The 25,831-nt window shown below is 42.1% G+C and carries 23 protein-coding genes, 18 tRNA genes and 1 pseudogene; 7 read left to right on the forward strand and 35 right to left on the reverse strand.

Annotated elements, in window-relative coordinates; genetic code table 11:
- The first annotated feature begins 98 nt into the window (after positions 1-98).
- Together metK and V7L20_RS24070 are read left to right on the forward strand one after the other, a co-directional pair.
- Positions 99-1,373: a methionine adenosyltransferase gene (metK, locus tag V7L20_RS24065; RefSeq protein WP_334746496.1), complete on the forward strand. Its 1,275-nt coding sequence runs from the start codon at positions 99-101 to the stop codon at positions 1,371-1,373.
- A 164-nt stretch (positions 1,374-1,537) separates the two neighbouring features.
- Complete coding sequence (locus V7L20_RS24070; protein ID WP_334746497.1) at positions 1,538-2,083, forward strand: RNA 2'-phosphotransferase; 546 nt, start codon at positions 1,538-1,540, stop codon at positions 2,081-2,083.
- A 249-nt stretch (positions 2,084-2,332) separates the two neighbouring features.
- Here the strand turns inward: V7L20_RS24070 and V7L20_RS24075 are convergent, their stop codons facing one another.
- Both V7L20_RS24075 and V7L20_RS24080 read right to left on the reverse strand, forming a co-directional pair.
- Complete coding sequence (locus V7L20_RS24075) at positions 2,333-2,665, reverse strand: hypothetical protein (protein ID WP_334746498.1); 333 nt, start codon at positions 2,663-2,665, stop codon at positions 2,333-2,335.
- Positions 2,666-2,785: 120 nt separating this feature from the next.
- Entirely contained in the window at positions 2,786-3,676 is an 891-nt protein-coding gene (locus tag V7L20_RS24080) for a DUF4231 domain-containing protein (protein WP_334746499.1), read from the reverse strand.
- Positions 3,677-4,088: 412 nt separating this feature from the next.
- Between V7L20_RS24080 and V7L20_RS24085 the strand changes: the two genes are divergently transcribed.
- Positions 4,089-5,258, forward strand: a complete 1,170-nt coding sequence (locus tag V7L20_RS24085; RefSeq protein ID WP_334746500.1) for a homocysteine biosynthesis protein — start codon at positions 4,089-4,091, stop codon at positions 5,256-5,258.
- Between the two features lie 113 nt (positions 5,259-5,371).
- On the opposite strand, the gene V7L20_RS24090 is transcribed toward V7L20_RS24085, so the two are convergent.
- Positions 5,372-6,394, reverse strand: a complete 1,023-nt coding sequence (locus V7L20_RS24090; RefSeq protein ID WP_334746501.1) for a hypothetical protein — start codon at positions 6,392-6,394, stop codon at positions 5,372-5,374.
- 378 nt (positions 6,395-6,772) lie between these two features.
- Between V7L20_RS24090 and V7L20_RS24095 the strand changes: the two genes are divergently transcribed.
- Positions 6,773-7,666, forward strand: a complete 894-nt coding sequence (locus tag V7L20_RS24095; RefSeq protein ID WP_334746502.1) for a tetratricopeptide repeat protein — start codon at positions 6,773-6,775, stop codon at positions 7,664-7,666.
- Positions 7,667-7,777: 111 nt separating this feature from the next.
- On the opposite strand, the gene V7L20_RS24100 is transcribed toward V7L20_RS24095, so the two are convergent.
- From V7L20_RS24100 to V7L20_RS24125, 6 genes are all read right to left on the reverse strand, one after another.
- On the reverse strand, positions 7,778-8,398 hold the full coding sequence (locus tag V7L20_RS24100) for a TMEM165/GDT1 family protein (RefSeq protein ID WP_334746503.1): 621 nt from the start codon (positions 8,396-8,398) through the stop codon (positions 7,778-7,780).
- Between the two features lie 298 nt (positions 8,399-8,696).
- Positions 8,697-9,146: a DUF29 domain-containing protein gene (locus tag V7L20_RS24105; RefSeq protein ID WP_334746504.1), complete on the reverse strand. Its 450-nt coding sequence runs from the start codon at positions 9,144-9,146 to the stop codon at positions 8,697-8,699.
- 92 nt (positions 9,147-9,238) lie between these two features.
- Positions 9,239-9,430 (reverse strand): hypothetical protein, encoded by a 192-nt coding sequence (locus V7L20_RS24110; protein ID WP_334746505.1) that lies wholly within the window; start codon positions 9,428-9,430, stop codon positions 9,239-9,241.
- Between the two features lie 61 nt (positions 9,431-9,491).
- Entirely contained in the window at positions 9,492-10,454 is a 963-nt protein-coding gene (locus tag V7L20_RS24115; RefSeq protein WP_334746506.1) for a protochlorophyllide reductase, read from the reverse strand.
- Positions 10,455-10,729: 275 nt separating this feature from the next.
- Entirely contained in the window at positions 10,730-10,939 is a 210-nt protein-coding gene (locus V7L20_RS24120; protein WP_334746507.1) for a DUF6887 family protein, read from the reverse strand.
- Positions 10,926-11,117 carry a DUF6888 family protein gene (locus V7L20_RS24125; RefSeq protein WP_334746508.1) on the reverse strand — a complete coding sequence of 64 codons (192 nt, stop codon included), beginning with the start codon at positions 11,115-11,117 and terminating at the stop codon, positions 10,926-10,928. The genes V7L20_RS24120 and V7L20_RS24125 overlap by 14 nt, the downstream gene beginning before the upstream one ends.
- A 127-nt stretch (positions 11,118-11,244) precedes the next feature.
- Here V7L20_RS24125 and V7L20_RS24130 point away from each other — a divergent pair, with 127 nt between their 5' ends.
- Positions 11,245-11,826 (forward strand): T4SS efffector SepA family protein, encoded by a 582-nt coding sequence (locus V7L20_RS24130; RefSeq protein ID WP_334746509.1) that lies wholly within the window; start codon positions 11,245-11,247, stop codon positions 11,824-11,826.
- 217 nt (positions 11,827-12,043) lie between these two features.
- Here the strand turns inward: V7L20_RS24130 and V7L20_RS24135 are convergent, their stop codons facing one another.
- The gene (locus V7L20_RS24135; RefSeq protein WP_334746510.1) at positions 12,044-13,771 is read right to left on the reverse strand and encodes a succinate dehydrogenase/fumarate reductase flavoprotein subunit; all 1,728 of its coding nucleotides are present in this window, start codon (positions 13,769-13,771) and stop codon (positions 12,044-12,046) included.
- Between the two features lie 255 nt (positions 13,772-14,026).
- A complete protein-coding gene (locus V7L20_RS24140; RefSeq protein ID WP_334746511.1) occupies positions 14,027-14,344 on the reverse strand; it encodes a hypothetical protein in 318 nt (105 codons plus the stop codon).
- A 549-nt stretch (positions 14,345-14,893) separates the two neighbouring features.
- Here V7L20_RS24140 and V7L20_RS24145 point away from each other — a divergent pair.
- Positions 14,894-15,748, forward strand: coding sequence for a hypothetical protein (locus tag V7L20_RS24145; RefSeq protein ID WP_334746512.1), 855 nt, complete (start codon positions 14,894-14,896; stop codon positions 15,746-15,748).
- 105 nt (positions 15,749-15,853) lie between these two features.
- Here V7L20_RS24145 and V7L20_RS24150 read toward each other — a convergent pair whose 3' ends face one another.
- The 5 genes from V7L20_RS24150 to V7L20_RS24170 form a co-directional block, all read right to left on the reverse strand.
- Positions 15,854-17,173 carry an ABC transporter substrate-binding protein gene (locus tag V7L20_RS24150; protein WP_334746513.1) on the reverse strand — a complete coding sequence of 440 codons (1,320 nt, stop codon included), beginning with the start codon at positions 17,171-17,173 and terminating at the stop codon, positions 15,854-15,856.
- Between the two features lie 191 nt (positions 17,174-17,364).
- Positions 17,365-17,456 (reverse strand) — tRNA-Ser (locus tag V7L20_RS24155).
- Between the two features lie 127 nt (positions 17,457-17,583).
- Entirely contained in the window at positions 17,584-18,516 is a 933-nt protein-coding gene (gene crtB, locus V7L20_RS24160) for a 15-cis-phytoene synthase CrtB (RefSeq protein WP_334746514.1), read from the reverse strand.
- Entirely contained in the window at positions 18,500-19,939 is a 1,440-nt protein-coding gene (pds, locus tag V7L20_RS24165; RefSeq protein WP_334746515.1) for a 15-cis-phytoene desaturase, read from the reverse strand. Before pds ends, crtB begins: the two co-directional genes overlap by 17 nt.
- 661 nt (positions 19,940-20,600) lie before the next feature.
- Positions 20,601-21,557: a phytanoyl-CoA dioxygenase family protein gene (locus V7L20_RS24170; RefSeq protein WP_334746516.1), complete on the reverse strand. Its 957-nt coding sequence runs from the start codon at positions 21,555-21,557 to the stop codon at positions 20,601-20,603.
- A 383-nt stretch (positions 21,558-21,940) separates the two neighbouring features.
- Here V7L20_RS24170 and nagZ point away from each other — a divergent pair, with 383 nt between their 5' ends.
- Positions 21,941-23,029, forward strand: a complete 1,089-nt coding sequence (gene nagZ / locus V7L20_RS24175; protein ID WP_334746517.1) for a beta-N-acetylhexosaminidase — start codon at positions 21,941-21,943, stop codon at positions 23,027-23,029.
- On the opposite strand, the gene V7L20_RS24180 is transcribed toward nagZ, so the two are convergent.
- The 19 genes and pseudogenes from V7L20_RS24180 to V7L20_RS24270 all read right to left on the reverse strand — a co-directional run bounded on the left by V7L20_RS24180 (position 23,030) and on the right by V7L20_RS24270 (position 25,644).
- Positions 23,030-23,100, reverse strand: a tRNA-Lys gene (locus V7L20_RS24180).
- 272 nt (positions 23,101-23,372) lie between these two features.
- Positions 23,373-23,445 (reverse strand) — tRNA-Thr (locus V7L20_RS24185).
- 95 nt (positions 23,446-23,540) lie between these two features.
- A tRNA-Leu gene (locus V7L20_RS24190) sits at positions 23,541-23,613 on the reverse strand.
- Between the two features lie 4 nt (positions 23,614-23,617).
- Positions 23,618-23,690 (reverse strand) — tRNA-Pro (locus tag V7L20_RS24195).
- A 175-nt stretch (positions 23,691-23,865) separates the two neighbouring features.
- Positions 23,866-23,943: transfer RNA gene (locus tag V7L20_RS24200), tRNA-Leu, on the reverse strand.
- Between the two features lie 6 nt (positions 23,944-23,949).
- Positions 23,950-24,026: transfer RNA gene (locus V7L20_RS24205), tRNA-Leu, on the reverse strand.
- A gap of 9 nt (positions 24,027-24,035) precedes the next feature.
- Positions 24,036-24,108, reverse strand: a tRNA-Gln gene (locus V7L20_RS24210).
- A gap of 3 nt (positions 24,109-24,111) precedes the next feature.
- Positions 24,112-24,184: transfer RNA gene (locus V7L20_RS24215), tRNA-Gln, on the reverse strand.
- A gap of 152 nt (positions 24,185-24,336) precedes the next feature.
- Positions 24,337-24,408, reverse strand: a tRNA-Asn gene (locus tag V7L20_RS24220).
- Positions 24,409-24,414: 6 nt separating this feature from the next.
- Positions 24,415-24,489, reverse strand: a tRNA-Phe gene (locus V7L20_RS24225).
- A gap of 21 nt (positions 24,490-24,510) precedes the next feature.
- Positions 24,511-24,585, reverse strand: a tRNA-Arg gene (locus V7L20_RS24230).
- 4 nt (positions 24,586-24,589) lie between these two features.
- Positions 24,590-24,677, reverse strand: a tRNA-Ser gene (locus V7L20_RS24235).
- Positions 24,678-24,681: 4 nt separating this feature from the next.
- Positions 24,682-24,804 (reverse strand) — tRNA-Tyr (locus V7L20_RS24240).
- Positions 24,805-24,811: 7 nt separating this feature from the next.
- A tRNA-Glu gene (locus V7L20_RS24245) sits at positions 24,812-24,882 on the reverse strand.
- A gap of 70 nt (positions 24,883-24,952) precedes the next feature.
- Positions 24,953-25,024: transfer RNA gene (locus V7L20_RS24250), tRNA-Trp, on the reverse strand.
- 3 nt (positions 25,025-25,027) lie between these two features.
- Positions 25,028-25,103: transfer RNA gene (locus V7L20_RS24255), tRNA-Met, on the reverse strand.
- Positions 25,104-25,113: 10 nt separating this feature from the next.
- A tRNA-Cys gene (locus V7L20_RS24260) sits at positions 25,114-25,185 on the reverse strand.
- Between the two features lie 74 nt (positions 25,186-25,259).
- Positions 25,260-25,333, reverse strand: a pseudogene (locus V7L20_RS24265).
- A gap of 116 nt (positions 25,334-25,449) precedes the next feature.
- Entirely contained in the window at positions 25,450-25,644 is a 195-nt protein-coding gene (locus tag V7L20_RS24270; RefSeq protein ID WP_334746518.1) for a hypothetical protein, read from the reverse strand.
- Between the last annotated feature and the right edge of the window lie 187 nt (positions 25,645-25,831).

Below are 25,831 nucleotides of genomic sequence, written 5' to 3' on the forward strand. Positions count from 1 at the left end.
AGGCAGGCTTGAACTTTAATTCAAGTTAGGGAGAGGTTCATCCAACTCACGTTAAATATTTACTTTAGCCAAAAAGCTCAAGTCAGGAGGAATTTTCTTTGTCTCGTCGATATCTATTTACCTCGGAATCAGTCACCGAAGGTCATCCAGATAAAATCTGCGATCAGATTTCTGATACCATTCTGGATGCCCTACTGACACAAGATCCCAGCAGCCGTGTCGCTGCTGAAGTAGTAGTTAATACCGGTTTGGTGCTAATCACTGGCGAAATAACCACCAAAGCCAATGTGAATTTTGTCAATCTCGCCCGTCAGAAAATTGCCGAAATTGGTTATACCAATGCCGATAATGGCTTTTCTGCTAACAGCACCAGCGTTTTGCTGGCTTTAGACGAACAATCACCCGATATTGCCCAAGGCGTTAACACAGCTCAAGAAACCCGCCAGCAAGATAGTGATGAGCTATTCGACAAAATTGGTGCAGGCGATCAAGGTATAATGTTCGGTTTTGCCAGTAACGAAACACCAGAACTGATGCCCTTACCCATCAGTCTCGCCCACCGCATTGCTCGCCGATTGGCAGCAGTCCGCAAAACAGGTGAATTGTCATACCTGCGTCCTGACGGTAAAACCCAAGTAACTGTGATCTATGAAGATGGACGCCCAGTAGGTATTGATACTATTCTAATTTCCACCCAACATACAGCTAATATTGGGGAAATCACGGATGAGGCAGCTGTACAAGCCAAAATTAAACAAGACCTCTGGTCAGCAGTGGTCGAACCTGTTTTTGGCGACATTGAAATTAAGCCTAATCAGGAAACACGTTTTTTAGTCAACCCCACTGGCAAATTTGTCGTTGGTGGCCCTCAGGGAGACTCTGGTCTGACAGGACGGAAAATAATTGTTGACACCTACGGTGGTTATTCACGACATGGTGGCGGCGCTTTTTCTGGCAAAGACCCCACGAAGGTAGACCGCTCTGCTGCCTATGCTGCTCGTTATGTGGCGAAAAATATTGTCGCCGCTGGGTTGGCAGAAAAAGTTGAAATCCAGTTATCTTATGCTATTGGCGTAGCGCGACCAACAAGCATTCTGGTGGATACTTTTGGCACTGGTAAAGTGGATGAAGAAACCTTACTGGAATTAATCAACAAGCACTTTGAACTGCGTCCGGCAGGGATTATCCATACCTTCAACTTACGTAACTTACCAAGTGAACGAGGCGGACGTTTTTATCAGGACGTCGCGGCTTACGGTCATTTTGGGCGGGCTGATTTAGACTTACCTTGGGAACAGACCGATAAAGCCGAATTGTTGAAGCAAGCAGCAAACAAGTCACTTTCGGCAGCAGTTGCTCAGGCACTAACTTAGATTTATACGCTACTGCAAAAAGTTAGTTTATCTACGTGAGGGTATTGGCAACTTGACAAGTTAGCTATGCCCTCTTTTTTTGCTAGCCACCTGAATATCAAAAAAGAAAATTTTATGTAATATATAAGTATGAAATTGTAATATAAACTGCCGACCACAATCACATGAATGATTCTCGTCTAGTCAAAATCAGCAAATATCTCAGCAAATATCTACGACACACACCCGATGCAATTGGAATTAAACTTGCTCCTGGTGGTTGGGTTATTGTTGATGAATTACTTACCGCTTGTGCTAAAAACGAGTTTCCGATTACCCGTCAGGAATTACAGGTGGTAGTTGAATCCAACGATAAACAACGCTTTTCTTTTGACTCTACAGATACTCTTATTCGTGCTAACCAAGGACATAGTGTAAAAGTTGATTTACAATTGGAACCTGTTGTCCCCCCAGATGTGCTTTATCACGGCACGGGACACAAATCTGTAGAGTCAATTATGCAAACAGGACTTTGCCAAATGTCCCGACACCATGTCCATTTATCTAGGGATATTTCTACAGCACAAGCTGTAGGTGCAAGACATGGAAAACCAGTGATTTTTATTGTATATGCTGCGGCAATGCATGAAGCGGGTTACATTTTCTATTGTTCCAATAATGGTGTTTGGTTAGTGGGTGATGTGCCACTTAAGTATCTACAAAGGATTTGAATCTTAATAGGTTGTTGATATAGCGGTTCCCAGGTGCATGAAGTACACATCAAAACCTCACCCCCAACCTCTCTCCTTACTAAGAAGAGGGGAGATAAAGTACAGTTTTATCGAGGTAAGGTTAAGCTATACCTCGTTATTATTAGGAAATGCTATAAAAAGTTTAAATTATAATATTAATAACTCCTACCTCCTACTTTCTAACCAATGACTAAATCCAATAATAAGCCAGGATGAAAGTTAGGACAGTTAGCGGTAGACCAAAACAGTAACCCAACTTGTATCAACAAACTTACTAATGCTATGGGAGTCAATCGCTGCTAAAATCAAAAAACTAACATTGTGACTAGCACTTTTAACCACAAACCTAGCTAACACATTGCTTAAACCCGCACCAACACCAATGGCAGTGTTGAGCATCCCTTGGGTAACATTAAAGCGTCCTCTACCTTTAGTCAAATCAGCTACCATTAACACGGAAAGCACACCAAAATGCCTATCGGTTCCTCCATGACACGAGTTGGGTGAAGTGTTGCAGATTCGCAAGCGATTAGGACAAGCAATGCTGGAGTGAAATAACAATAAGATCCCCGACTTTTTTAGAAGTCGGGAATCTTAACCTTTCAAGTCAATCTGAAGACATCCTATTTGAAACAATAACCACGAACAATACTTGACTGATTTGTAACCACAATTAGTTAATCAGGTGTCCTTCTGGTTCGTTACCTCTGCTCCTGCTTTGTTTGACTCATTAGATGAAGCTGATTCTGTCTTCTCTGATTGCGTCTCACTTGTTTGTTGCAATTGGTTGAGATGAATGTTGTTCACTTGAACAATAAAGTATTCTAATGCTTGACTTGCCTTTTGTTGCTGTTGGGTTTCCTCAGACACATCATAACAACGATAAGGCAGAGTAACTCCTAAGATAAATTTCTCTTGTTCAGCTTCTAACAATTCAACGGCTGTGTTAGCGGCAAGTGAATTCTTCTGGAAAGGAAAAGAGGTAACTATACTAGCAACTATAGAAGCAATAGCTGGGCAAATTACAGGGAGCCACTTAAGCCAAGTTTGTCCTGCTTCTAATTTGTCTACTAGAACTAAAATTGGTGTGACTCCTGATAAAATTACTGTCGCAATTTGCAAACTATAGTAAAGGTTCCTTGATACACTTCTAATTTTTTTATAATCGTCTATCAAGTCTTGGCTGTATTGTAAAGCCTTCCCTCTTGTCAGAGTCAGTGTCTCTTTATCCCAGGAATTAGGATTGGTTAATAGATAACTATAGAGTTCAGCTTTTTTGGTGAGTTCAGACTGATAAGTGACCTGCTTATAATTCTGAAATACTTGTCTATTGATCAGCAATAAAAAAAACACAAAAGTTAGAGATACTGCTCCAGAGATTACAACTGTTTTATCATCTGAAAGAAAAATAATAAGTAGTCCAGAAGATACAAAAGCCGCAAGTAATAAATATTCAATTACCTTCAAGTTAAACAACTTTTTCTCATTTGATGGAAAAGAAAAATTTTCAATCCTATTGGAAATCTTACTTTGGTTTCTTTGCTCAAGATTAGCTAATTCAGAAGTAGTCATTGCATTTTACTCAATTCGTTATTGGGTGGAGTGTAGGAATATAATGAATCGCAACAAGTAAAATTGCTTTCAAGGAGTGGAAGTTAGGACAAGTTTGCCAGAGACTAGTCAATCCTAACCATACATACATTTGATTGATAATGCAAGACTTTTACTATAGTGATTTTACGTAGATATAAAAAATATTTTTTACATAGTAATCGTGCAGTTCCCAAAAAATATATGATTTGAACTTTGCAATACTTGAATTATTTTTTTGTGAATTTTAATCCGATCTGGGATGTTGAGCAGTCGCGTAGAGATTGGCGACAATAATTTCCAGAAGAAATCCAGAGGAAATTATGCAAAAGTCTTTGATTTATCAAGATATCCTTCAAAAAGGAAGACAGCAGGAAACGCTAGCACTGATAAAATGCGAACAATTGCAGAAATTAATGAGAAAATCAGCCGCCAACGTGCGGTAGTGTTGACAACTGAAGAATTAAAAGCACGAGTTGTAGAAATCGGTGTTACTAAAGCTGCTAAAGAAGTTGATGTAATTACCACTGGCACATTTGAGCCGATGGAATCAAGTGGTGCGATTATCAATCTCGGACACACTGATCCACCGATAAAAATTCGTCGGTGCTGGTTAGATGGTGTACCAGCATATTCTGGTTTTGGGGCAGTAGATTTATATTTGGGTGTGAGTTCTGCTGTGGAGACGACGGAGGGAGAAGAAGTCCGAGAACGCGGCGGCGGTCATATAATCGAAGATTTGATCGCTGGTAAATCTATATATGTAAAAGCGCAAGGACAGGTAACAGATTGTTATCCAAGAGCAACTTTTGAAACTACAATTACCAGTGAAACGATTAATCAGTTTTATTTATTCAATCCGCGCAATCTTTATCAAAATTTTATTGTTGGTGTAAATGGTGGCGATCGCCCCCTATTTACCTATCTCGGTCCTTTACAACCGCGTCTGGGGAATGCTGTTTACTCTAACCCTGGTGCTATTTCTCCCTTACTCAACGATCCCGATTTACAGCTCGTTGGTATAGGTACTCGAATTTTTTTAGGCGGTGGTATTGGTTATGTCGCTTGGGAAGGCACTCAGCACTTTCCTTTACAAAAGCGTTTAGCTAATCGTACACCGATTGGACCTTCTGCCACTTTAGCTTTAATTGGTGATGCCAAGCAAATGGATGCTCACTGGGTGCGGGGATGTTACTTCAAAAGTTATGGCCCTTCATTGATGTTAGGTGTTGGTGTACCACTGCCTGTATTAAATGAACAAGTAATTAAACACTGTGCCGTCCAAGATCAAGACTTGGTAGCCCCAATAGTGGATTTTTCCATTCCTCGGCGCGTTCGTCCTACTTTTGGTTTGGTGAGTTACGCCCAACTCAAATCCGGGCGGATCACCATTGAGGGCAAAGCTGTACGCTCTGCCCCCTTAGCGAGTTTGTTTTTTTCTAGGCAAGTCGCCCTAGAGTTGAAAAAGTGGATAGAAGCAGGTACATTTACCTTAACAGAACCAGTTTCCTCAATTCCAATGGAGCGATCTTTTCTACCCCAAGATCGGCGGACAGATTTTTGATCATGGAAATTGGGGAATGGAGAATGGGGAATGGAAAAAATTAGTTGAACCCTAATATTTAATCTAAATTCCCAGTACCTAATCCCTAATCCCAATCCCCAATTCCCAATTCCCTACTCTTGAGTCGGTTTCGGTCGCTTAATGGGCTTAGGAGTAGGCGTTTTAGGTATAGGTTTTGACACTATAGAGGAGTCGCCGCCTGCGCCTGTTTTCTTGATAGGACGTGGGGTTTCGCCACTACGTCTAGGGGGGAATGGTTTTCTCCCACCACCACCGCCACCGCCAGCACGAGGCCCACCTTTGAATGGTGGTTTGCGTTTTTTGGGCAAGTCAGCGATCGCCTCAGCTTTTTCTACTATCAAAACGTCAGCTTCTCGCTTGGCTTGGAAGTCCCAGAACTTTCCTACTGCTTTGGTGGTCAGCACACCCCTCAATTTCAACTTAAAATACTTGGGTTTCTCAGTTGGTTTGCGTGCAGCCTGCCTAATTTTGACTACTAAGCTCTTAGCGTCAAAAGATTGGTATACTACCTCACCACGAACAGAAAAACCACCATCTGCAACTTCTGATGAGGGAATTACGGAAATTGTACTTAGTTGAGAGTTTTCGGATAAGCCATCATCGGGTGTCTTTAACTCTTGCAACTCCAAGTCTGAATCGTCTTCATCTGTTGAGTTTTTTGCCAGATTTTCTGGCTCCCAAACTCCAACGATTTGGATGTGCAAGGTATCATTCTCTTGTCTTGTACGTGGATATACTACCCACAAATGTTCTTTTTCTAAGTCTAAATGATTCTTGACTAAGCTCATAATCCGGCCTAGGAGGACGGCATTGAGTTCTACACCATCTGTAGTCAGTAGCGTACCTTGAGTAAACTGTTCGCTACTAGCATGATAGCGACCCCTAACTAACCCGATCGCTCGATATTGCATCGGCTCACTAGGAGGTGGAATCGGTTGCTGTCGATTGACTAAGTTCCCATTTGAGTCAGTCTCAATGGAGTTAACAGGCGGATCTTCAGGTTTAGAGGACTTGGCTGCTATGTGAACATTAGCAGCTGGTCCTATGTTAGTTGGGCCCTGGTTAGAGGCAGAAGAATTGGAGGATTCAGGCAACGGCATCAGGTCGGAATTCATAAAAACTCCTTGCGGCACAGACACATCCCATTGTGGGATTTTACAAAGGCAGCTGGAAAGAGCATTTGTGCGACTGATGAAAGTATATTTGCTTTTCACAAAGTCACACTAGGGTACTCTATACAATACTAAAGGCGCTAAATTGAGTGTATAAACACTAAACGTGTAATTTAGCGCCTTTACACTAGTTTGGGAAGCATATCATAGCTACAATTCTGACGGCTCCTCCTAAAGTCATCACTTACTTTAGCAGTGTAAATAGTTAATTGTTATAAAATTCACAGGCAATTGGCGGTATTCCGCAAAGTTTTGGAAATTTTTAACTTTACGATTTGTGTAAATGATAATGTCATTAAAATTTAGGAGAAAGACAAAACTGTGTCTCAACCGCGCAATCGTTGGATAGTTCAAGTCGTCTTGGCAGTGGCAATTCTTGCTTTTGTGGGTGTTTCGGTGATTCCCATAATTGGAGCATTTAATAATACGCCACCCTCAAACCAGAATACCGCTAGTACCAGAGGCACTTTGACCTCTGCTGACCAAAAATCAAAACTGGAAGACGAAGTACGGGGTTATGAACTGGTTTTGCAAAGGGAACCAGAAAATCAAACTGCACTTAAGGGCTTATTGCAGGCGCGGCTACAATTACTGAGTCAAAAAGAAAAAAGTGAGGTTAAACCAGCTGATATCCAAGTTGTCATTGAACCTTTAGAAAAGTTAGCCAAGCTGAATCCCGAACAGTCAGAATATTCAGTGCTATTAGCTCAAGCCAAACAACAAATCGGCGATCGCGAAGGAGCTGCTCAAGCTTATCGCTCGATTTTGGAGACGAAACCAGGCGATTTGAAAGCTTTGCAAGGAATGGTAGCTTTGTTAATCAGTCAGCAACGCCCGGAAGCAGCTATTGGTTTGCTGCAAGAAACCCTTTCTAAGGCAGCTCAAGCAAATACAATTCAGCCTGGAAGTGTAGATACAGTAGCTGTGCAGGTGCTTTTAGGTTCTGTTCACGCTTCCCAGAAACGCTATGCTCAAGCTAGCTCTGTATATGACCAAGCAATTAAGAAAGATCCCAAAGATTTTCGCCCCGTTGTGGCCAAAGCGATGCTCTTAAAACAACAGGGCAAAGACGCAGATGCAAAACTTTTGTTTGATAGCGCCGCAGCTTTAGCACCTCCTCAGTACAAAGATGAAATTAAGAACGCAGCTACGGTTTCCCCCATCTCTAATCCTGTTGCATCTCCCACGCCTTCATTGAAAAATCCTCCGAAGTAATGGGGATTGGGAATTGGCACAGAGGAGGCAGTTCTTGCTGAAGACAGGAGGCAGAAGTTCTTTTATTTTAAATTTTGAATTTTGAATTGATTTCTCCCTTGCTTCATTCCTTCACACTCCCTCAATGGCAGCAACAACACCAAAAATTAAAAACAGGCATCCGCCAATCAGGGTGAGTTGACGCTCAGAAATTCGTCCGGCAAGTATTTTGCCGCCGATAACTGCGATCGCAGCACAAATGGTATGTCCTAAAATTGCCCCTATTGTCACTCCAATGGGATTATTACCTGCGGCTAGGGCAATGGTGGCAATTTGGGTGCGATCGCCCCACTCTGCCATAAATGTTAATATAAAGGCTTCTATAATAATTGCTAAGGAAGTCTTTTGCTTTGGTAACTGCAAATCTGCCTTTTTCACCGCAGCTTCCGCCTCTTCTACAACTTCTGTATCACAAGCAGCAAGAGGCATCTTACTAGCGTCATATAACAGCTTGATTCCAAAGGCGATAAACAAAGCTATTTCGGCGTAATGAATATAAACTTTTGGCAATAAAGATACCGCTTGTCCAAATAGCACCGAAAGGATTGTCATCGCGGCTAAAGCAGCTGTCACACCTGTAAATACCAGCCGCCGCGAGTGGTGCATTGCTAAAATTACAGCAATAAAAAATGTTTTATCGCCTAGCTCTGAAACTGTTATTAATAATAAAGCTGCGGTAAAAGCTGTTAACACTCTCTCAAGCTCCTGAAGAATCGTTTACCGATGTGAAGCTTGATGAGAACCAAAAGACCTCACCAAGTTTACACTTTTCGGTGTGAACTTAGTGAAGGTCTCGCTTTCAAATATTGATTACTTGCCATCTGAACCAGGCTCATCGCCAGTATGTTGATTCAGATATACTGGCTTTTATATTTTTTGCCAGCAGCTACTCCCCTTCTATGAAGGTAAATTATACATTTGTTATAAATATAAGTCAAGAGTAAGGCATATAGAGGTATAACTTTAAAGAGACAGGCTGATTCATTGCTTACTAAGGTAGGAACTGATCATTTGTGACTTCTAGTAATTGATATGGACACACTAGAGGAAAGGATTCTACTAACAAACCAGTTTCAGCTTTTGCTTGTTTAACCGCTTGTGCATAACACTCTGCAAAAACGCTCTCAATATAGGATTTGAGACTAGGTGAATCATCTAAAGCTTCTTTGACACGTCTACGATGTTCAATGATGCTTCCTTCCCAGCTACCGCTTCTCTTTTCAGGCTGAAATTGCCATTTGAGCAAATGCACTAGAATTACAATCAGATTACTCTTGAGGCTTCGACGCTCACTCCTTCCCATGTCAGCAATTTCTTCGATGAGGTTTTCCCAGTCCACGTTCGTGTAGTCATGACTTTGCAATTTTTCCACAGTCGTTTGTATCCATTGCAGGTAATCCGTGTCATATAGCGTTTGGGAATGCGCCTTTAGGGAAGACATAGCAGTTTCTATCGAAAATGGTTAGATAATTTCTCGCATATCTTTACAATTAACATCGGTGCGCTAACAGAGTGTAACGTACCCTACGAACTTTAAGAATTGGGAGGTATTAATTTTGTCAGTCTAAACATACCTCCAATCCCTTTGACTGGATCTGTAATTACGTTGGCTACCAAGATTCGTTTGCCGTTAATAAGTTCTTCAAACTCAAACGAACCATCAATACCAGGTGGTTTAAGTGGTTTCCCAAAACCTTGTCCACCACTGCGTTTTACCTTTGCCATCACTTTCCTCACCTTTAGAGGTCATTATCAAGTAAAAATCAAATTATTGCATTCTGTTCGGTTATGCCAGTCCAACTAACTTGGCGCTTAGTTCCCACATGCGATCGCCTTTTTCATCATCGCGGGCTTGAGGAGAGACTTTTTGAACAAAAGACTTACCATCTTTCTTCTGACGATTTCCCCAACTCCAATAAGCACCAGATTGATTGTACTCAGGATCGGCAACTACCTCAGCAACCCTTTCTCCCGCCAACTCCTGAGACACATATCCTCCAGTGATGTACTTCTGGAATAAAGGGAAGATTTTCTGAAATAAAGGATAGTGGTTTCTAAATAGCGGCGTTTCTGCAACACATCCCGGATAGAGAGAACTGAAGGCGATATCGGTTGACTCGTGATAGCGCCGATGCAGTTCCCGCATAGTCAGCACGTTGCAAACCTTGCTGTCTTTGTAAGCTTTGACGGGTTCAAATTTCTTGCCGTCAATCATCGAGATTGGCTCTTTAAATCCTTCTGCAAAGCCTTGCAAATCGCCCAAGTCGGGACGCGGTGGAATCTTCCCACCCAGTTCGTCTGGATTATGGGTGACAGTTCCTAAAATCACGAGCCTTGGTTGTGAAGATGACTTCTTAAGATCCTCTAGCATTAGGTTGCACAAAAGGAAATGTCCCAAGTGATTTGTAGCAACACTTAACTCGTAGCCTTCTGGGCTTCGCAGTGGCTCTTTTAACAAAGGCATATAAATTGCGGCGTTGCACACCAAAGCGTCTAGAGAGTTCCCGCTTGCCCGGAAGTTCTTCACAAATTGTCGAACGCTATCCATTGAGCCAAGGTCGATATGCATGATAGTGTAGCTACCTTGGTGGGGGATTCCCACAGATTGTGCTGCTTGTTGTGCCTTCGCTATATTCCGACAAGCCATCACTACGTACCAGCCCCTTTCAGCAAGAGCCTTGGCAGCGTACAAACCAACCCCTGAAGAGGCACCTGTGATTACAACTGTTGACTTCCTATCCTGTGCCATTGTATTGAAACTCTGTTAATCACCTTTTCCTATCTTCAGGATTTTACATCAGTGAGTTACTACATCTGTCCACAATTTTTAATCGTCTAACGGCAAATTCCGTAGTCGCTAATAATATCAAATATACGACTGATACGAGAATCAGTTATTCCCTGCAACGCAGTATTAGGGTGCAATCAACTAGTAATGCTTTGTCCCAGACAAGTTGTGACAAAGCTGGATAGATGACCAATATTGCTATTACTAATTAACTCTCTTACTATAACCAAGACATTTTAGACAGCTTCTGGCCTGCTACCCAGTTTTCTCTTAAGTATCTCTTCCATTTCGCTGAAATCCTCTTCAGTTTGAGGAAATGGATATTTTAGACTATGAGGATTTCCCCGTTTAATTAAAGCCTCAATGGCATCATCATCCTCTCGATGAGCCAAAACGTAGGCTCTTAGCTCTTGACGGCTCATTCTGCTAAAGTCAGGCTTCGTCATCGTTAAACTTCCATTGACCATCTTGGAAAATCAGAATTTCCAGGCTCTCAGTTACACCAGCAAGGATAAATACTGTCTTGGTATTCTGATTGTACCGAAATACATGGATAGGCTGATATCCATTTGAGAGCATCTGGCATACTCTGAGGCAGGTAAGAGCCTGTTCTACATTAGGCATACACTGTTATTCATTATCATAGCGAATTCCACCATACCGTAAAAGACTTACTGTAAATATAAATAAATATTGTTGTAAAAAATATTTATGCTATATTATATATAATCAAATTTTTAATATATAAAATATGATGCCAGTCGTTACAATACCCGATCCTATTTACAAACGGCTTCAAGCCATTGCTATCCCTTTAGAGGACACACTTCTTACTGTTATTGAGAAGCTATTGAATGAACATGAGGCACGTCAAAAATCTCAGCAAGACTATAAAATAGAAGATTATTCTAAAACTGGAAATTATTCTGAAACAAAGGATTGTAAAATTCTCGACCCCGATACTCCTAGCAACCTGCGCCACACCAAAGTGCTACGGGCGTTAATTAATGATCAGAAAATTGATAAGCCAAATTGGAATGGAATTGTGGATAAAGCGCACGAAATTGCTATTCAACAAGGGATGTCCATAGAGGATTTGATTCAACTTACCCGCTTCCATGTCGTTCAAGATGAAAAAAATGAAGATGGTTTTCATTATCTACCAAAGGCAAACATTTCAGTGCAGGGAGTAGATGCAAATCTTGCATGGCGTAACACTTTGCACTTGATGAAAAACCTAAAATTACCAATTGAAATATACTTCGAGTGGCGTAATAAAGAGGGAGCAGCACATCCTGGTGAAAAGGGTAAACTCTTTTGGACTCAAAAATAGGCTGTAAGACTTAAGATTATAAAAACCTCGGTGCAAAGATATGCAGTGAGGTTTTTATAACATCTATTTTATATTTATGGCTTTAAAACATTTTTTGGTAAAGTAAAGTCTGATAGTGACTTTAAAAGCAGTTATATTTTATATATAAAATAAAAAATTTATATAGAAAGTGGGGAAATAGGAAAATTTTTATATCACCCTACCCCCAAAACTCCAGTTAATACTTCCGCTCTTTTGGCTCAAACATGGTAATCGCCACAGGGCGATATTGAATGTCAATTCCGGCTGGTGAATAGTAAGCCATTGTGTGTTTGAGAAAGTTAGCATCATCTCGCTCGGAATAATCTTCGCGGAAATGAGCGCCACGACTCTCTTGGCGATTTAGGGCTGATGCCAAAATAGTCTGTCCCACTACCATCAAACTTCGCAATTCCAAAGCTTCCACAAGTTCCGTATTCCAGCAACTTCCTTTGTCGTCTAAATAAATTTGTGGATATTGCTGTTGAATTTCTTTTAGTTTATGTAGTCCTTCACTCATTAAGGCCTCAGTGCGGAAAACACCGCAATACTCTGTCATACAATCTTGGAAGGCTTGGCGGACTTGATTAATGCGATACTTTCCTGGTTGTTCTAGCAAAGCTTGGATTTGTTGCTGGGCTTCTTTTAGGTAGCGTTGCTCATCTACAGAAGGCAACTTACGTTTTTGGACAAATTGCGCGATCGCAGCCCCAGTTCTCTTGCCATAAACGACACATTCCAGCAGAGAATTACTCCCTAAACGATTCGCCCCATGTACAGAAACACAAGATGTTTCGCCAGCAGCAAAAAAGGCATCAACTAAACCATCACCACTACTGCGGACTTGCCCATCGGTATTAACTGGGATACCACCCATACAATAGTGAATTGTCGGGCGGACTGGCATAGGTTGAGTTACCGCGTCAACACCTACCAAACGGTGTGCTTCTTCCCAGCAGAAGGGGACGCGACTCATAATTTTTTCTTTGCCCAGATGGCGTAAATCCAGATAAACAAAGGGGCCACCAGGACTACTATTGAGATGAATACCACGACCGGCGCGAATTTCGTAAGCGATCGCTCGTGAGGTAATATCACGAGGAGCCAGTTCCATGCGACTGGGTGCATAATTAGCCATGAAGCGATCGCCTTCACTATTAATTAGATACGCCCCTTCACCCCGCACTGCTTCCGAAATCAACACACCTACCGGATATAAACCAGTGGGATGAAACTGGACAAATTCCATATCTTCTAGAGGTAAACCTGCGATCGCAGTCATTGCCAAACCATCCCCAGAAGAAGCGTAATCATTAGAGGTAGTGTTATAAACGCGACCATACCCTCCTGTGGCAAACATCACCGCCTTGGCTCGCACTACCTCTATACGTCCATCCAAAAGATGGAACATCACCACACCCTTGGCCTCATTTTCTGACAAAATGAGACGCATCACATACCATTCTTCATAAACTTGCACCCCATAACGCCGCAGGTTATTCACCAATTCGTGCAAAATCGCATGACCGGTCTTATCAGCTGCGTAGCAAGTGCGGTTGTGGGAATGTCCGCCAAAAGCCCGTTGGGCAATGCGCCCATCCGGTAAGCGAGAGAACAAAACGCCGAGATGTTCCAAATCAATTACCACATCTGGCGCTTCTTGGGCGAGAATTGCTACAGCATCTTGATCAGCCAAGTAATCAGAACCCTTGACAGTATCAAAAGCATGTGCTTCCCAACTATCTTCTGAATCAACATTTTTCAGCGATGCAGCCATACCACCTTGAGCCGCCACCGAGTGGGAACGAATTGGGTGAGTTTTGGCAACCACAGCAATATTTAAATTAGGGTCAGTACGGGCAATTTCTACAGCAGCGCGACATCCTGCCAATCCACCCCCGACAATAATCACATCGTGTTCCAGCATAATTAGCCCCTAATTGCATACCACTGCTGTTCTATTGTAGAGAGGTGATTAATCAGGTAGTACGTTACATTTTTACAAAAAAATCCCTGCCTATAGACAGGGATGCTATTACAAATTTTAAAATTACGAGTGAAAAGTTAAAAATGAAGAGTTAGGTGTTCACTTGTAACTCCTAACTCCTGTACAGACGCGATTAATCGCGTCTCTACTCTTAACTCCTGTACAGACGCGATTAATCGCGTCTCTCCTAACTCTTCAGCTACTCGCTTGTACAGGTTGCTGCTGAGACACATTACCTGGTATGGGTTCCATTTTGGTTCCAGGTCCTACAGGAGCGACTTCAATATGATTTAACAAGGTAGTGACAAACGCAAACAACAAGAAAGGTAGCGATAGCAGAACGACAAGGCCAGCTGTTGCTAAAGCGTACACAGGCCGCTTGGCACCCATAAGCGCCAAGGCTGATGCCAAACTTAGGGTAATTGTAATCAACCAAACAATTATTTGACCGTAGATGTCACCAAAAGTCAGGGTACAGACAAACCGATACTTTTGAATATTATTTCCGCTCATCACATTTGCCTCAAGTCTCTCCTAATAGGTTCTACGTTAGAACTATGTTTGCCTTGTAGACAATTTCTAAATATTTTTGCAAGCTTCGTAATATAACTTTACAATTAACTTTTTTTGTTACAAAACGCAATTTCTAGTACAGCATGACGGAAATACACCAACTATAGGCTACGGGAAGCCCTTATTTTGTAGTTGCTACTTGGAATATCTCCTTTTTTCTTGTACTACGGAGTTAGCACAAAAACTAAAAGAGTTAGGTGTTGATATAAGCTAAGTTTTTTGTTAACAGTTTTCGCAATCCTAATGGTGTTCTTAAAAAATAGACTCTATGTATAAAGCAAAAATAATTTTTGTCATCTGCCAAATTCCAGATATTTAAAAAATAGTATTTATATTTTTTTTGATAGTAAATATTAACTAGATAAATCCAGTAAAGTCAGAATGGAAAAACCAATTTTTTGATGTTAAATTTTGAGTATTGCCCAAATTGATTGACTTTAATCAACAAAACCCTTTATTTTTCGTGGCAATATTGTTTTAGGAGTGAACGTGAATACTATTTTTTTTCGTAAAGGTGTTTTTTGGTTGCCAAGTATAGCTGCTCTTACAGTCCTGAGTAGCGGCTTATCTGCAAGTGGCCAGACAGTTGACAAGGTGAGCAGTCAAGCATTAACTGACTCTTCCGCAACCGTAGCGTCTGCCAACGAGTTTAGTACAGAACTAGACACTGTAAGCCAAAATCTCTCTACAGAAACAACTGAAAAATTTACAGCAACAAATTTAGCTAAGGTACAGCAGTCCCCAAACGCTGCGATACAGGAAAACGCCAGTGTAACGCCTACACCCATTCCAGGCACAGTGGCAACCTCATCTGCAACGCTTACCTCTAAGTTTGTGCAACCTACTTCTCAAACGACTTCTGAAACGACTTCTCAACCATCCGCTCCTAAAGTAGCGCAATCGGATATTGATTTAGGTAGAACTACTCGTGGCGGCAGCAGCTATATTGGCGTCGCTGCTAACATTGGTTTGAGTGGTGGTGACACATCTTTGGGCGATGGGAACTTCGCAGTGGTCAGCAAAATTGGACTGACAAATGCTATATCGGTGCGACCCTCAGCCGTATTTGGGGATAACACCACAATTTTACTCCCTGTCACCTATGATTTTACCTTCAAATCAGCAGATGCTTTTAGCGAACCGTTAGCGATCGCACCTTACGTTGGAGTAGGTGCAGCTTACAAAACTGGTGATGATTCGCAATTTGCTTTTTTGGTAACTGGTGGCATTGATGTGCCTCTAACTCCTCAATTCACAGCAACGGCTGCTGTGAATGCCGGATTTTTCGATGAAACTGATGTTGGCTTGTTGTTAGGAGTTGGTTACAACTTTACTGGCTTTTAAAAGTAAAAAGTTAGGAGTTAAGAGTTAGTAATGTTTCACTGATAACTCTTCACTCCCAACTCTTAATTCATAACTCCTAACTCCTAACTCTCCACTCCTAACTTTTTACTTCGGGGTAACTTTATCAATTACTTTGATTTTGCCATCGTCTCCTACTGTCCAAACATCGTAAACACCAACGACATCGCCGTTAGCATCAACATCTACGTTTCCACTGGCTCCTTGATAGTTAATCTTTTTACCATCTTTAAGTAACTTCAATCCCTCGCAGACATCGGTAACTTCCGTGCCAGGCCCATCAGCAACTTCACGGATTTTGCTAGCTATACCAACACCTGTATTTTCTTTAGCAGCTTGTGCGGCCAATGTCAATAAAGCAGAAGCATCCCAAGCTTGAGGAGCGTATTCTCCTGGCGCACCACCCTTTTTATCCTTCCACAGCTTGTTGAAAGCTTCTAGTGCTTTACCATCGGAACCGGGTACTGTACCGATCGCTCCAGTTAAAATATATTTATCACCATCTTTGCCAACTTGTTCGGGAAAAGTAGGTGACTTTACTCCATCCGTCAGTAAAATTTGCACTCCCTTAGTTACACCTTGCTGATAAGCAGCTTTCAAGAACAGACTACCAGTTTCCGCGTACAGTACTGCCAAGACTGCATCTGGTTTACCAGCAAAAGCAGCAGCCGCTTCTGTATCAAATGTCTGGGCTTTTGGATCGTAGCGGACAGGCTTATCTTTATTAACGATGGTTCCACCCAATTTTTCAAAAGTTTGGACAAATGCTTTTTCAAAACCAACGCCATAGTCGTTATTAATCACAACTGTAGAAACTCGCTTAAAACCTTTTTTTCTGGCAAGTTGGGCTAAAGCTAGTGCTTGGTAGGTATCGGGGGGAGCAGTTCGCGCCCAAAAGCCTTTATAGTCGCCTTTTTGGGCCTTTTCAGTAAAGACAGGACTGGTACTACCAGGGGAAACCAGCATGACTTTATTCGGCGTGGCAATGGAGACTGCTGCACTAGAAACGCTACTGGCAAAGGAACCAACTACACCTGCCACTTTATCTAAAGTTGCTAGTTTGGTCATCCCAGCAGCACCCGCTCTGGGGTCGGTTTGGTCGTCTACTTGCACCAAGGTAACTGGTTCACCATTCACCCCACCGCAAGCATTGACTGTATCGACAAGTAAAGGGACGGAACCTAGCATCTGCTGTCCGACAGATGCCAAGTCGCCTGTTGTCGGTAGCAAGGAACCGATTTTTAACCCTTTATCACTGCTTGTAGTAGTTGAGTTTGCTGCTGGGGTAGCAGTACTTCCGGTGTTAGCTGTGCCATTGGGGGTACTATGATCACCACAAGCCCCAACTAAAAACCCAATTGCTAGGGTAGCTATACTGAAGGTTAAGACGGCACTAATTTTTCTCATCAGTAATTTTTACTCCTCAGATATTTAGGAGCCTAAAAGTAAGATGCAAACTATATATGTAAGTTAGCTGGATCTTATCAGGACTCCAAAGGATAAATCATATCATCCATCTTTGGGAGTAGAAATATTTACCAATAGATTAATATTATTGCATTACACAGAGTATATTCTGTGTATCAGAGGGTGGAAAACGGAGAGGGAGGGATTCGAACCCTCGGTACGGAGTTGCCTGCCGTACAACAGATTAGCAATCTGCCGCTTTCGACCACTCAGCCACCTCTCCATGACTCACGAATAATAATATTAACAGACTTACTTTTAATAGTCAATAGTCATTGGTCATTAGTCATTACTCATTAGTTATTTATAGAACACTAAGGACTAAGGACTAGGGACAAATGACTAATTTTTTAAAGGACTTGCGATCGCATCCAAGCCAGGGGCAAAGTGCGTAACTTTTTCCACTGAGGAACGTAAGCCCGTTGATTGAACACATTATAATCATTGTGTTCAATAACTTCCAAAATCTGACCGTACAGCATTGATGCTGCCCACACGGGCCAACGCGCATCGGATGCTAAATAAGTAATTCCCCGATCGGATGTGTTATAGAATTGGCGGGCCCGATCAATTTGAAAGCGCATGAGTGCCCGCCAACGATCATCTACCACACCTTTGAAGAAATCTTGCTCGGTATAGTTGAATTTTGCCAAGTCCTCAAGGGGAATGTAGATCCGTCCCCGTTTGGCATCTTCTCCCACATCCCGCAGGATGTTGGTAAGTTGATTGGCAATTCCCAAAGCGATCGCTTCTTCTGTGGGAACATAAGGTTGTTTGTTCTGGCACCACGGAGCGGTATATATAGTGCTATCTACACCCATAACTGCTGTTGACATTAAGCCAACAGTGCCAGCAACGCGGTAACAGTAAAGGTATAAATCCTCAAAGGTTTCATAACGACTGCGATATAAGTCCATGCGCTGACCGGCAATCATATCCCGAAAGGGCTGAATGTCCATCGGAAAGCGCTGGAGGGTATCAACTAAAGCGACATCGTAATTTTCTAATGGCTGTCCCGCAAAAATCGATTCCAGCTGCTGTTCCCATAGGTCTAGGGTTTCTGGCGTGGTAATAGCAGATGCGGGCCCATCTACCAATTCATCTGTACGGCGACACCAAGCGTAAATTGACCAAATAGATTGACGTTTTACCGCACTCATGAGCAAAGTACCCAGGTAAAAAGTCTTGGCATACTTTGCTGTGAGATGCCGACAAAGTTTGTATGACTCGTCTACAGAGACCAGCGTTTTCATGCGCGGGGGGGAATCAGGCAGTTGCAGCATTCGTTGCGGGCGGTCGGGTGAGCGTTTGCAGGTTTGAGGAATTTGCTACCGGGAGAGCCTCAGAAATGGCCTGCGCTGTCAGCTTACCAGAAAGTACGGCACCTTCCATACTGCCTAAGTAGCGTTGCATAGTATAACTTCCGGCTAGATAGAAGTTGGCAATGGGCGTAACTTGTGCGGGACGGTACTGTTGACGACCAGGGGTCGCTTTGTAAACTGAACGCGGCGTTTTCACCACATGAGATTTTAGCAATGTTGCTGGATTGTCTCCCCCAAAGTCGTCGGGGAAAAGTTTTTCCAACTCAGCAATCGTTGCAGCCACAATCTCCTCATCAGATTTGGCAATCCAATCTTTTGCCGGAGCTAGAACTAATTCCAGCATTGAGCGATTGGGGTTGGCGTATTCACGGCAGGTATTGCTCATATCAGCATAAACGCTTAGGAGGGGCGATCGCGAAAAAAGCAAGTGATCAATTTCTGTAAGTTTCCGGTCAAACCACAAATGCAGGTTAATCACTGGTACTCCTTCCAAACCTTCTAGCTTCTTGAAAAACTCCATAAGCTTCCAAGGTTTAGGCAACATCACCTTCAGAGGATCAACCGACATGGCAGATACATAGGAATCTGCTGTGATAACTTCATCTTCTGCCCCATTTAAGCCTCGAATCAAGTATCCTTTAACGGTGCCATCGGCGTTGAGCAAAATCTCTTTCAAGGGGGAATTCAACCGCACTTCTCCACCGCGTTCTGTGATGTAATCTACGATCGGGCTGCATAGACGTTCTGTGGGAGAACCATCTAAAAATGCAATCTTGGAGCCATATCGTTCTTGCAGAAAGCGATTCAGTGCAGTTAACAGAATTGTTGCCGAAACTTCATCAGGATTGATAAAGGTGAGTGCTTTACATGCGGCGATAAAAACGTCACTAGTTACCCGCTCGTCAACACCTTGCCTCTTTAACCACTCTAAGAAGCTGTACTTGTCCATCTCTTCAACATACTTCTGACCCCGAACCACTGCTGGAAGTAGGCCAACTGCAAATCGAATCTTCTGCTCCCAAGTCAACATGTCTTTGTTGCGAAGAATCGACGCAATTACATTAAAAGGAGATGGAATATCTGGAACATCAAAACGTGAGAGTGTCCCAGGCTTGTCTGGTTGATTGAAAATCAACGTATGATTTTTCCACTGGAGTCTATCTTCAATGCCTAACTCCTTGAGCAATTGGAGCATATTCGGATATGCTCCAAAGAAGGCGTGTAACCCGGTTTCGTACCAGTCGCCGTCAGAGTCTTTCCACGCCGCAACAAGACCACCCAATACGTCCCGGCTTTCCAAGACAATGGGAGTGTGACCTGCGTCCGTGAGATATTTCGCGCAGGAAAGTCCTGCTAGACCAGCACCCGCGATCGCTACTCGCATTTAACCCTAATGCCCTTCAATATTTCTTAATGGTTTTGTCGATTCTCATTATACGTTGCAATCCGTAACATTTGGCAGTTATTGTCCGATTGCTTCCCCAAAAAACTTTTGTAAAAGGGAATTTTACCTACACGTACCTGTCCAACAAAATTGCCAATACCATTGTTGGTAATAGGTTTTAGCAAGTATTTAATCTAGATTTACATACAGTAAATTTGGTAAAACAAAAGTAATTCTTTTGAATTAAAATAAGTAATCTAAAACATGGTCTTAAACTAGTTGATTTCTTTGGTAATCTGTGTATCTGCTCTGCTAAAATATCTCAGACAGTGGTGAAAGACTACAAGTTGATTTCCAGGATACTTTTGCTCGGCAAATACCCAACTTGTGTAAAATTAAAGACTAAAGATCAGGACTTACGCACAAGCAACGGAAAATCGAACCACAGAGAAGCCAGTGCGCCCTTGCGGGTTTCCCGACTTGTTCGCGCAGCGTCTCCCAAGGGGAGACGCTGCGCGACGCAGAGGACACGGAGGAATAAGAGTTTGAGAGGTTTTTTGCGTAAGTCCTAAAGATATATCTTAGTAAGTATTTTTGCTGTGATATCAAGGTAAAAATTATTGTAGAAACTAAAGAGTAAACTCATTACCACATAAGTTATTTAAATACATTTCAGTAGAGAAGATGCTCGGAAGTCGTGCTGCATTCCATAGTCAGTTCGGGCAAATTCTATTTGTAATATTAAACGGTCTTTGTGAGTAGGGGTAATTCCTTTATGAAAACAAAGCGGATCTTCCACAAATCCAAAACCAGCTTTGCCACAAATCTTTACTAAAGATTCAGAACCATAATAATCGATGATTTCTTCATCTGTCTCTCGTTTACGTAGCCAAAGATGTGACAGCTTCTTCTTATTGTGACTACCACGAACACAGATATGAGGCCCGCTTTTATCATCTACATCAGTCAAATAAAAGAAAAACTTTAGAAATTGATAATCGTCTATATCGTAATGAAACAATTGAGCAGCTTGGCTTTTTTCATGATACGTTGTTTCTCCTGAAAAACTCCACCACATCATATTTCCTTGATGTACTGCTTGAGCCTCTAAATATCTAGCAGCTATTGCCAATAACTTTGGATCATTTTGAAGTTTTTTTATTGCAGGGCAAAGCAAAGACGTATTAAAATAACTACCGATAATAAAATTTTTTCCTGACTTGATTTTAGCTTGTTCTTTTTGATGATAAAAGAAACCCATATTTGTTTTTCGATTGCCATAACAAACTGTTGAATGAGCAAATTCGACTATTTCTTTAACAATATCTTGGGGTAAATTAATTCCCAAATATAATCCTTCAGTTTTAAGGATGTTCACAACGTCGTCTACACTTACATTTGGAAAACAACTATTGCTCTCATTGATAACTGATGAATATAATTGATTTGAGGGGGAAAAAAGAAATATAATTATAGCTCGCCCAATTTTAAATCGGGCAATTTTACGCATTAAAAGCCATCTCGGATTTTTAGTCAATCCTTTATAATTTTCATAAAAAATATTATAAAATTTGGAAAAAGTTCTATCTAGAAAGTTGTTGAATAAACTTTTAGACATAAGTCTCCTGAGATTTATATAGTAGGATGCGTTCACAGAGTGACCCCAAAAAAATATCGCAAAAGGATTTTTGCGGTAAAACTAATTTATACTTACGTAAGTAATATCATGTAATTTGGCTCTAAATTATGAAATAATGAATAATATTTGCGGAGATAATATTTACTGTTTCTTTTTATAAGTCAGTCTTTTTTAAAGAGTTACTAAGAGGTTGAAGGATATTAAATATAGAGTATTGTTCAACAAGTAGGAAAACAAACAAAAAATTCTTTGCCTTCTGCTTCTTAAAAGTTCCCACTCTCCATAAGGGTGTAGAATCAGGGTTTATGTCTTCATCGGTTGAATATCCCAGTTGTTTGCTACACAAGTATAGGTAAAGGATTATGCCAATATCGCAGGAGCTAAGGTGCTTTGGACATCACCTAATTCTAGGTATTTCTGGCACGACATTAAGCGATGATGATAAACGTGCTCTCAATGAACTGAGACCGATTGGGGTAATCTTTTTCGCCAAGAACTTTTTGGATGCCACCTCATATCGGATTTGGCTAGAAAGCTTCAAAGATTTGAACAACCAGATACGAGAATATACTGAACGTGATTCCATGTTTATGACTTTGGATCATGAAGGAGGTCGTGTAATTCGTACACCACTGCCGATTACGCGGTTTCCTCATGCGTTATTGCTGCGATCGCACGCTCGCGAAGTAGCAAAAGCCACAGCAGTAGAACTTAAATCACTGGGAATAAATTTATCTTGGGCACCTGTAGCAGATGTTTTTTCCTATCCTCACAATCCCGTGATTGGATCTCGTGCTTTTGGTAACACTCCCGAAATTGCTGCAAAAGATGCTCGTGAGTACTACCTTGGACTTAAAGAGTCAGGAATTTTGGGATGCGCCAAACACTTCCCCGGACATGGAGACACTAGCGAAGACTCTCACATTGAGCTACCAATACTGAATCTAACTATAGAAGACCTGCGACTTCGAGAATTTATACCTTTCAAAGCTTTAGTCGAAGTACAGATTCCTTTAATCATGACTGCTCATATTTTATTTCCTAAGATAGATGCTGATGTGCCAGCAACGCTTTCCCAGGCTATCCTCAAAACTATACTTAGAGAGGAACTTGGCTTTGAAGGAGTGATTGTATCTGACGACTTAGATATGAAAGCGATCTCAGATATGTTTATTAAAGCTGGTACTGTAGCACGCTCATTTCATGCAGGATGTGACGTATTTATTGTTTCGCGTAATATTAATTCATCATCTATTGAAAGAACTTATCAAATTGCTGAAGATTTCGTTGATTCCCTCAGCAAGGGTGACTTAGACGAATCAGTAGTGGAAGCAGCCAAAGAAAGAATCGATAAACTACTGGCAGTAACACCGCAATATCCCGTAAATGCTCTGGATAAAGACATATTATTGCAACATGCTCAACTAGCGATCGCTAGTTCCTATTCATAATGGGTGGTATAGGGGTCGAACCTATTTCTGCAAGTTAAAAGCTCGCTGCACAGCCGTTATGCCAACCACCCTAGTTAATTTAAATAAGAAATGAGTAAGTGCGATCGGATATTTTTTACATCGCAAGCCTTACACCAACACTAGATATAAATCCACCTGGGAGGTACTGCCCCTCCTATTTCTGTGTTATCAGCACAGCGCCTCACTTTTCGGCTTCAGGTGGAAAAAAGGAAGATGGAGGAATCGTAGCTTGCTTCCCGTTCGCGGAGCGTCCCGAAGGGAAGGGTACTCACACGAAGACGGTGGAAAGGTCTCATGCTACCGTTACATCACACCCACATCAAGCTGGTAACAGGAATTGAACCTGCAACCTACTGATTACAAATCAGTTGCTCTGCCAATTGAGCTACACCAGCACTAATTTTGGTGACGGGGGCAGGAATTGCACCTGCTGATATGAGGCTTATGAGACCTCAAAGCCACTCTTGCTTCATCCCCGCATAATCACTAATACCCCTGACTGGATTTGAACCAGCAACCTCTTCGTTCTAAGCGAAGCGCCTCTTCCGTTGGGCTACAAGGGCAAAGTCTGAGTGGCAGGGATTGAACCTGCGACCTGGAGTTCCCAAAACTCCCGCGCTCTCAACTGCGCCACACCCAGATATTTTGGTACTCCCGACAAGACTTGAACCTACAAAAAACTAGATCTTCGGTAAGCGTGCGTCTTCCATTCCGCCACGAGAGCTTGTACCAATTCTCTAAAATTCGGCAACAGATTCAAACCAGGAAACCCAGATGAAATCTGACTTTCTTAATTACGAATTACGAATTTGTATTGGTACTCCTGGTGGGAGTCGAACCCACAACGAAACAGATTTTAAGTCTGTCACCTCTTCCAATTGGGCTACAGGAGCAAGTTTTGGTACTCTTGGTGGGAATTGAACCCACAACATACCGTTTTTGAGACGGCAGCCTCTTCCACTTGGGCTACAAGAGCAAAGTTTGACAGCCCCACCAGGACTCGAACCTGGAATCTTCGCCTTCAAAGGGCGCTATGTTGCCAATTACACCACAGGGCTTTATTGCCAGGGCAGGGTTTGAACCTGCAACCTCATCGTTCAGAGCGATGCGACTTACCAATTCGTCCACCCGGCATTAAATAATTCGTAGTTCGTAATTCGTAATTCGTAATTGTGTTTTGTGACGGGCATTTAAACCGCGACTAACATACAAGCTGTTTATAGAAACATGGATACCAACCCCTATTTAATTACGAATTACGAATTAGTAATTATGAATTAGATAGGCTGCCTCAGTAGGACTCGAACCTACAACTGCGCGGTTAACAGCCGCTTGCTCTACCATTGAGCTATGAGGCAACGAAGCCCCCCAGGTCGGAATTGAACCGACGACCTCCTGTTTTTCAAACAGGCGCTAACTACCAACTGAGCTACCGGAGGATAAAAGAAGAGATCATGGAACGAGAGCGGAGGGAATCGAACCCTCAAATCTTCAGTTTCGTAGACTGAGATGTTATCCAGTTACACCACACTCTCAAAGCGGAGAGAACAGGATTTGAACCTGCGACGGGTAAACTACCCGTTTCCTCCTAGCAGGAGGACGCTTTTAGCCACTCAGCCATCTCTCCATAGTGGGTCGAGCAGGATTTGTAGCTTGCTTCCCGTTCGCGGAGCGTCCCGAAAGGAAGGGTACCTGCATGCAAAAAAGAACAGTTTTACAGACTGTCGCCTTCAGCCAGACTCGCCCACCGACCCATAATCATTCCCTCGACGAGAATTGAACTCGCATCTGTGCTTTGAAAGAGCACTGACTTAACCATTCGTCCACGAGGGCATAATTGACTGAATTTTAAATTTTAAATTTTAGATTTTGGATTAAATTTTTTAATCTAAAATTGTCTGACGCAGGGACTAGGATTTGAACCTAGAACATCGGATTTGGAGTCACGAGGTGTTACTGTTACACCATCCCTGCATTTGGTGGCAGCGGCGGGATTTGCACCCGCATATACCAGGGTATGAACCTGGGGCTTTGCTGGTTAAGCTACGCTGCGATCGCACCAGAGGCTGAGGTGAGATTTGAACTCACGATATCGGTTTTGCAGACCGACGCCTTCGACCACTTGGCTACTCAGCTATTTGGGAGCCTCGACAGAAGTTGCACCTGCTTGAGAAGCACAGCGACTTATCTAGTCGTCCACAAGGCTACACGGGAGCAACGAGAATCGAACTCGTAACCTATCGCACGAGCTGGGATCGCTCTAGCCATTTGAGCTATACTCCCATATTTGATATCTGTGCCTAGTATTTAGGCTTATAGGCACAGATTTTTGGTGAACTTGCCCATTTCTTATTTAGTTTTCAAGGTTCAGAAAATTTACTTTTAACTGTTAGAAACTGTTAGAAAAACAACCGAAACTCTAGGTAGCAAGCCTGCTGTGTATTACGGATGTATTCTGTGGTTTTGCTGAGTGCAAACTTTAAACTTTTTTGGTTGATTGCTTCTACTTCCAATGGTTTGCAAGTAGGAACAGCTTTGTTGACTGGGGACTTTGGTTTATTCCAACGCCTGTCCTTTAGTTGTATGTAGAACATGACTTTGACCCTTGAAAAGCTTTGTCTTTCGCTTACTACATTTATACTACAAAATACTACAAAAGGTGTCAAGGGGTTTTAGAAAAATTTTTTGAAATTGTCTAGAAAAGCTTCTGCACTTATATTTGAGCTTGCTAAACCCTCTGAAAAGTCAAACTACAGCTTATGATTGGGTGAATCTTTAAAA

Source organism: Nostoc sp., assembly GCF_036916735.1.
Taxonomy (GTDB): domain Bacteria; phylum Cyanobacteriota; class Cyanobacteriia; order Cyanobacteriales; family Nostocaceae; genus Nostoc.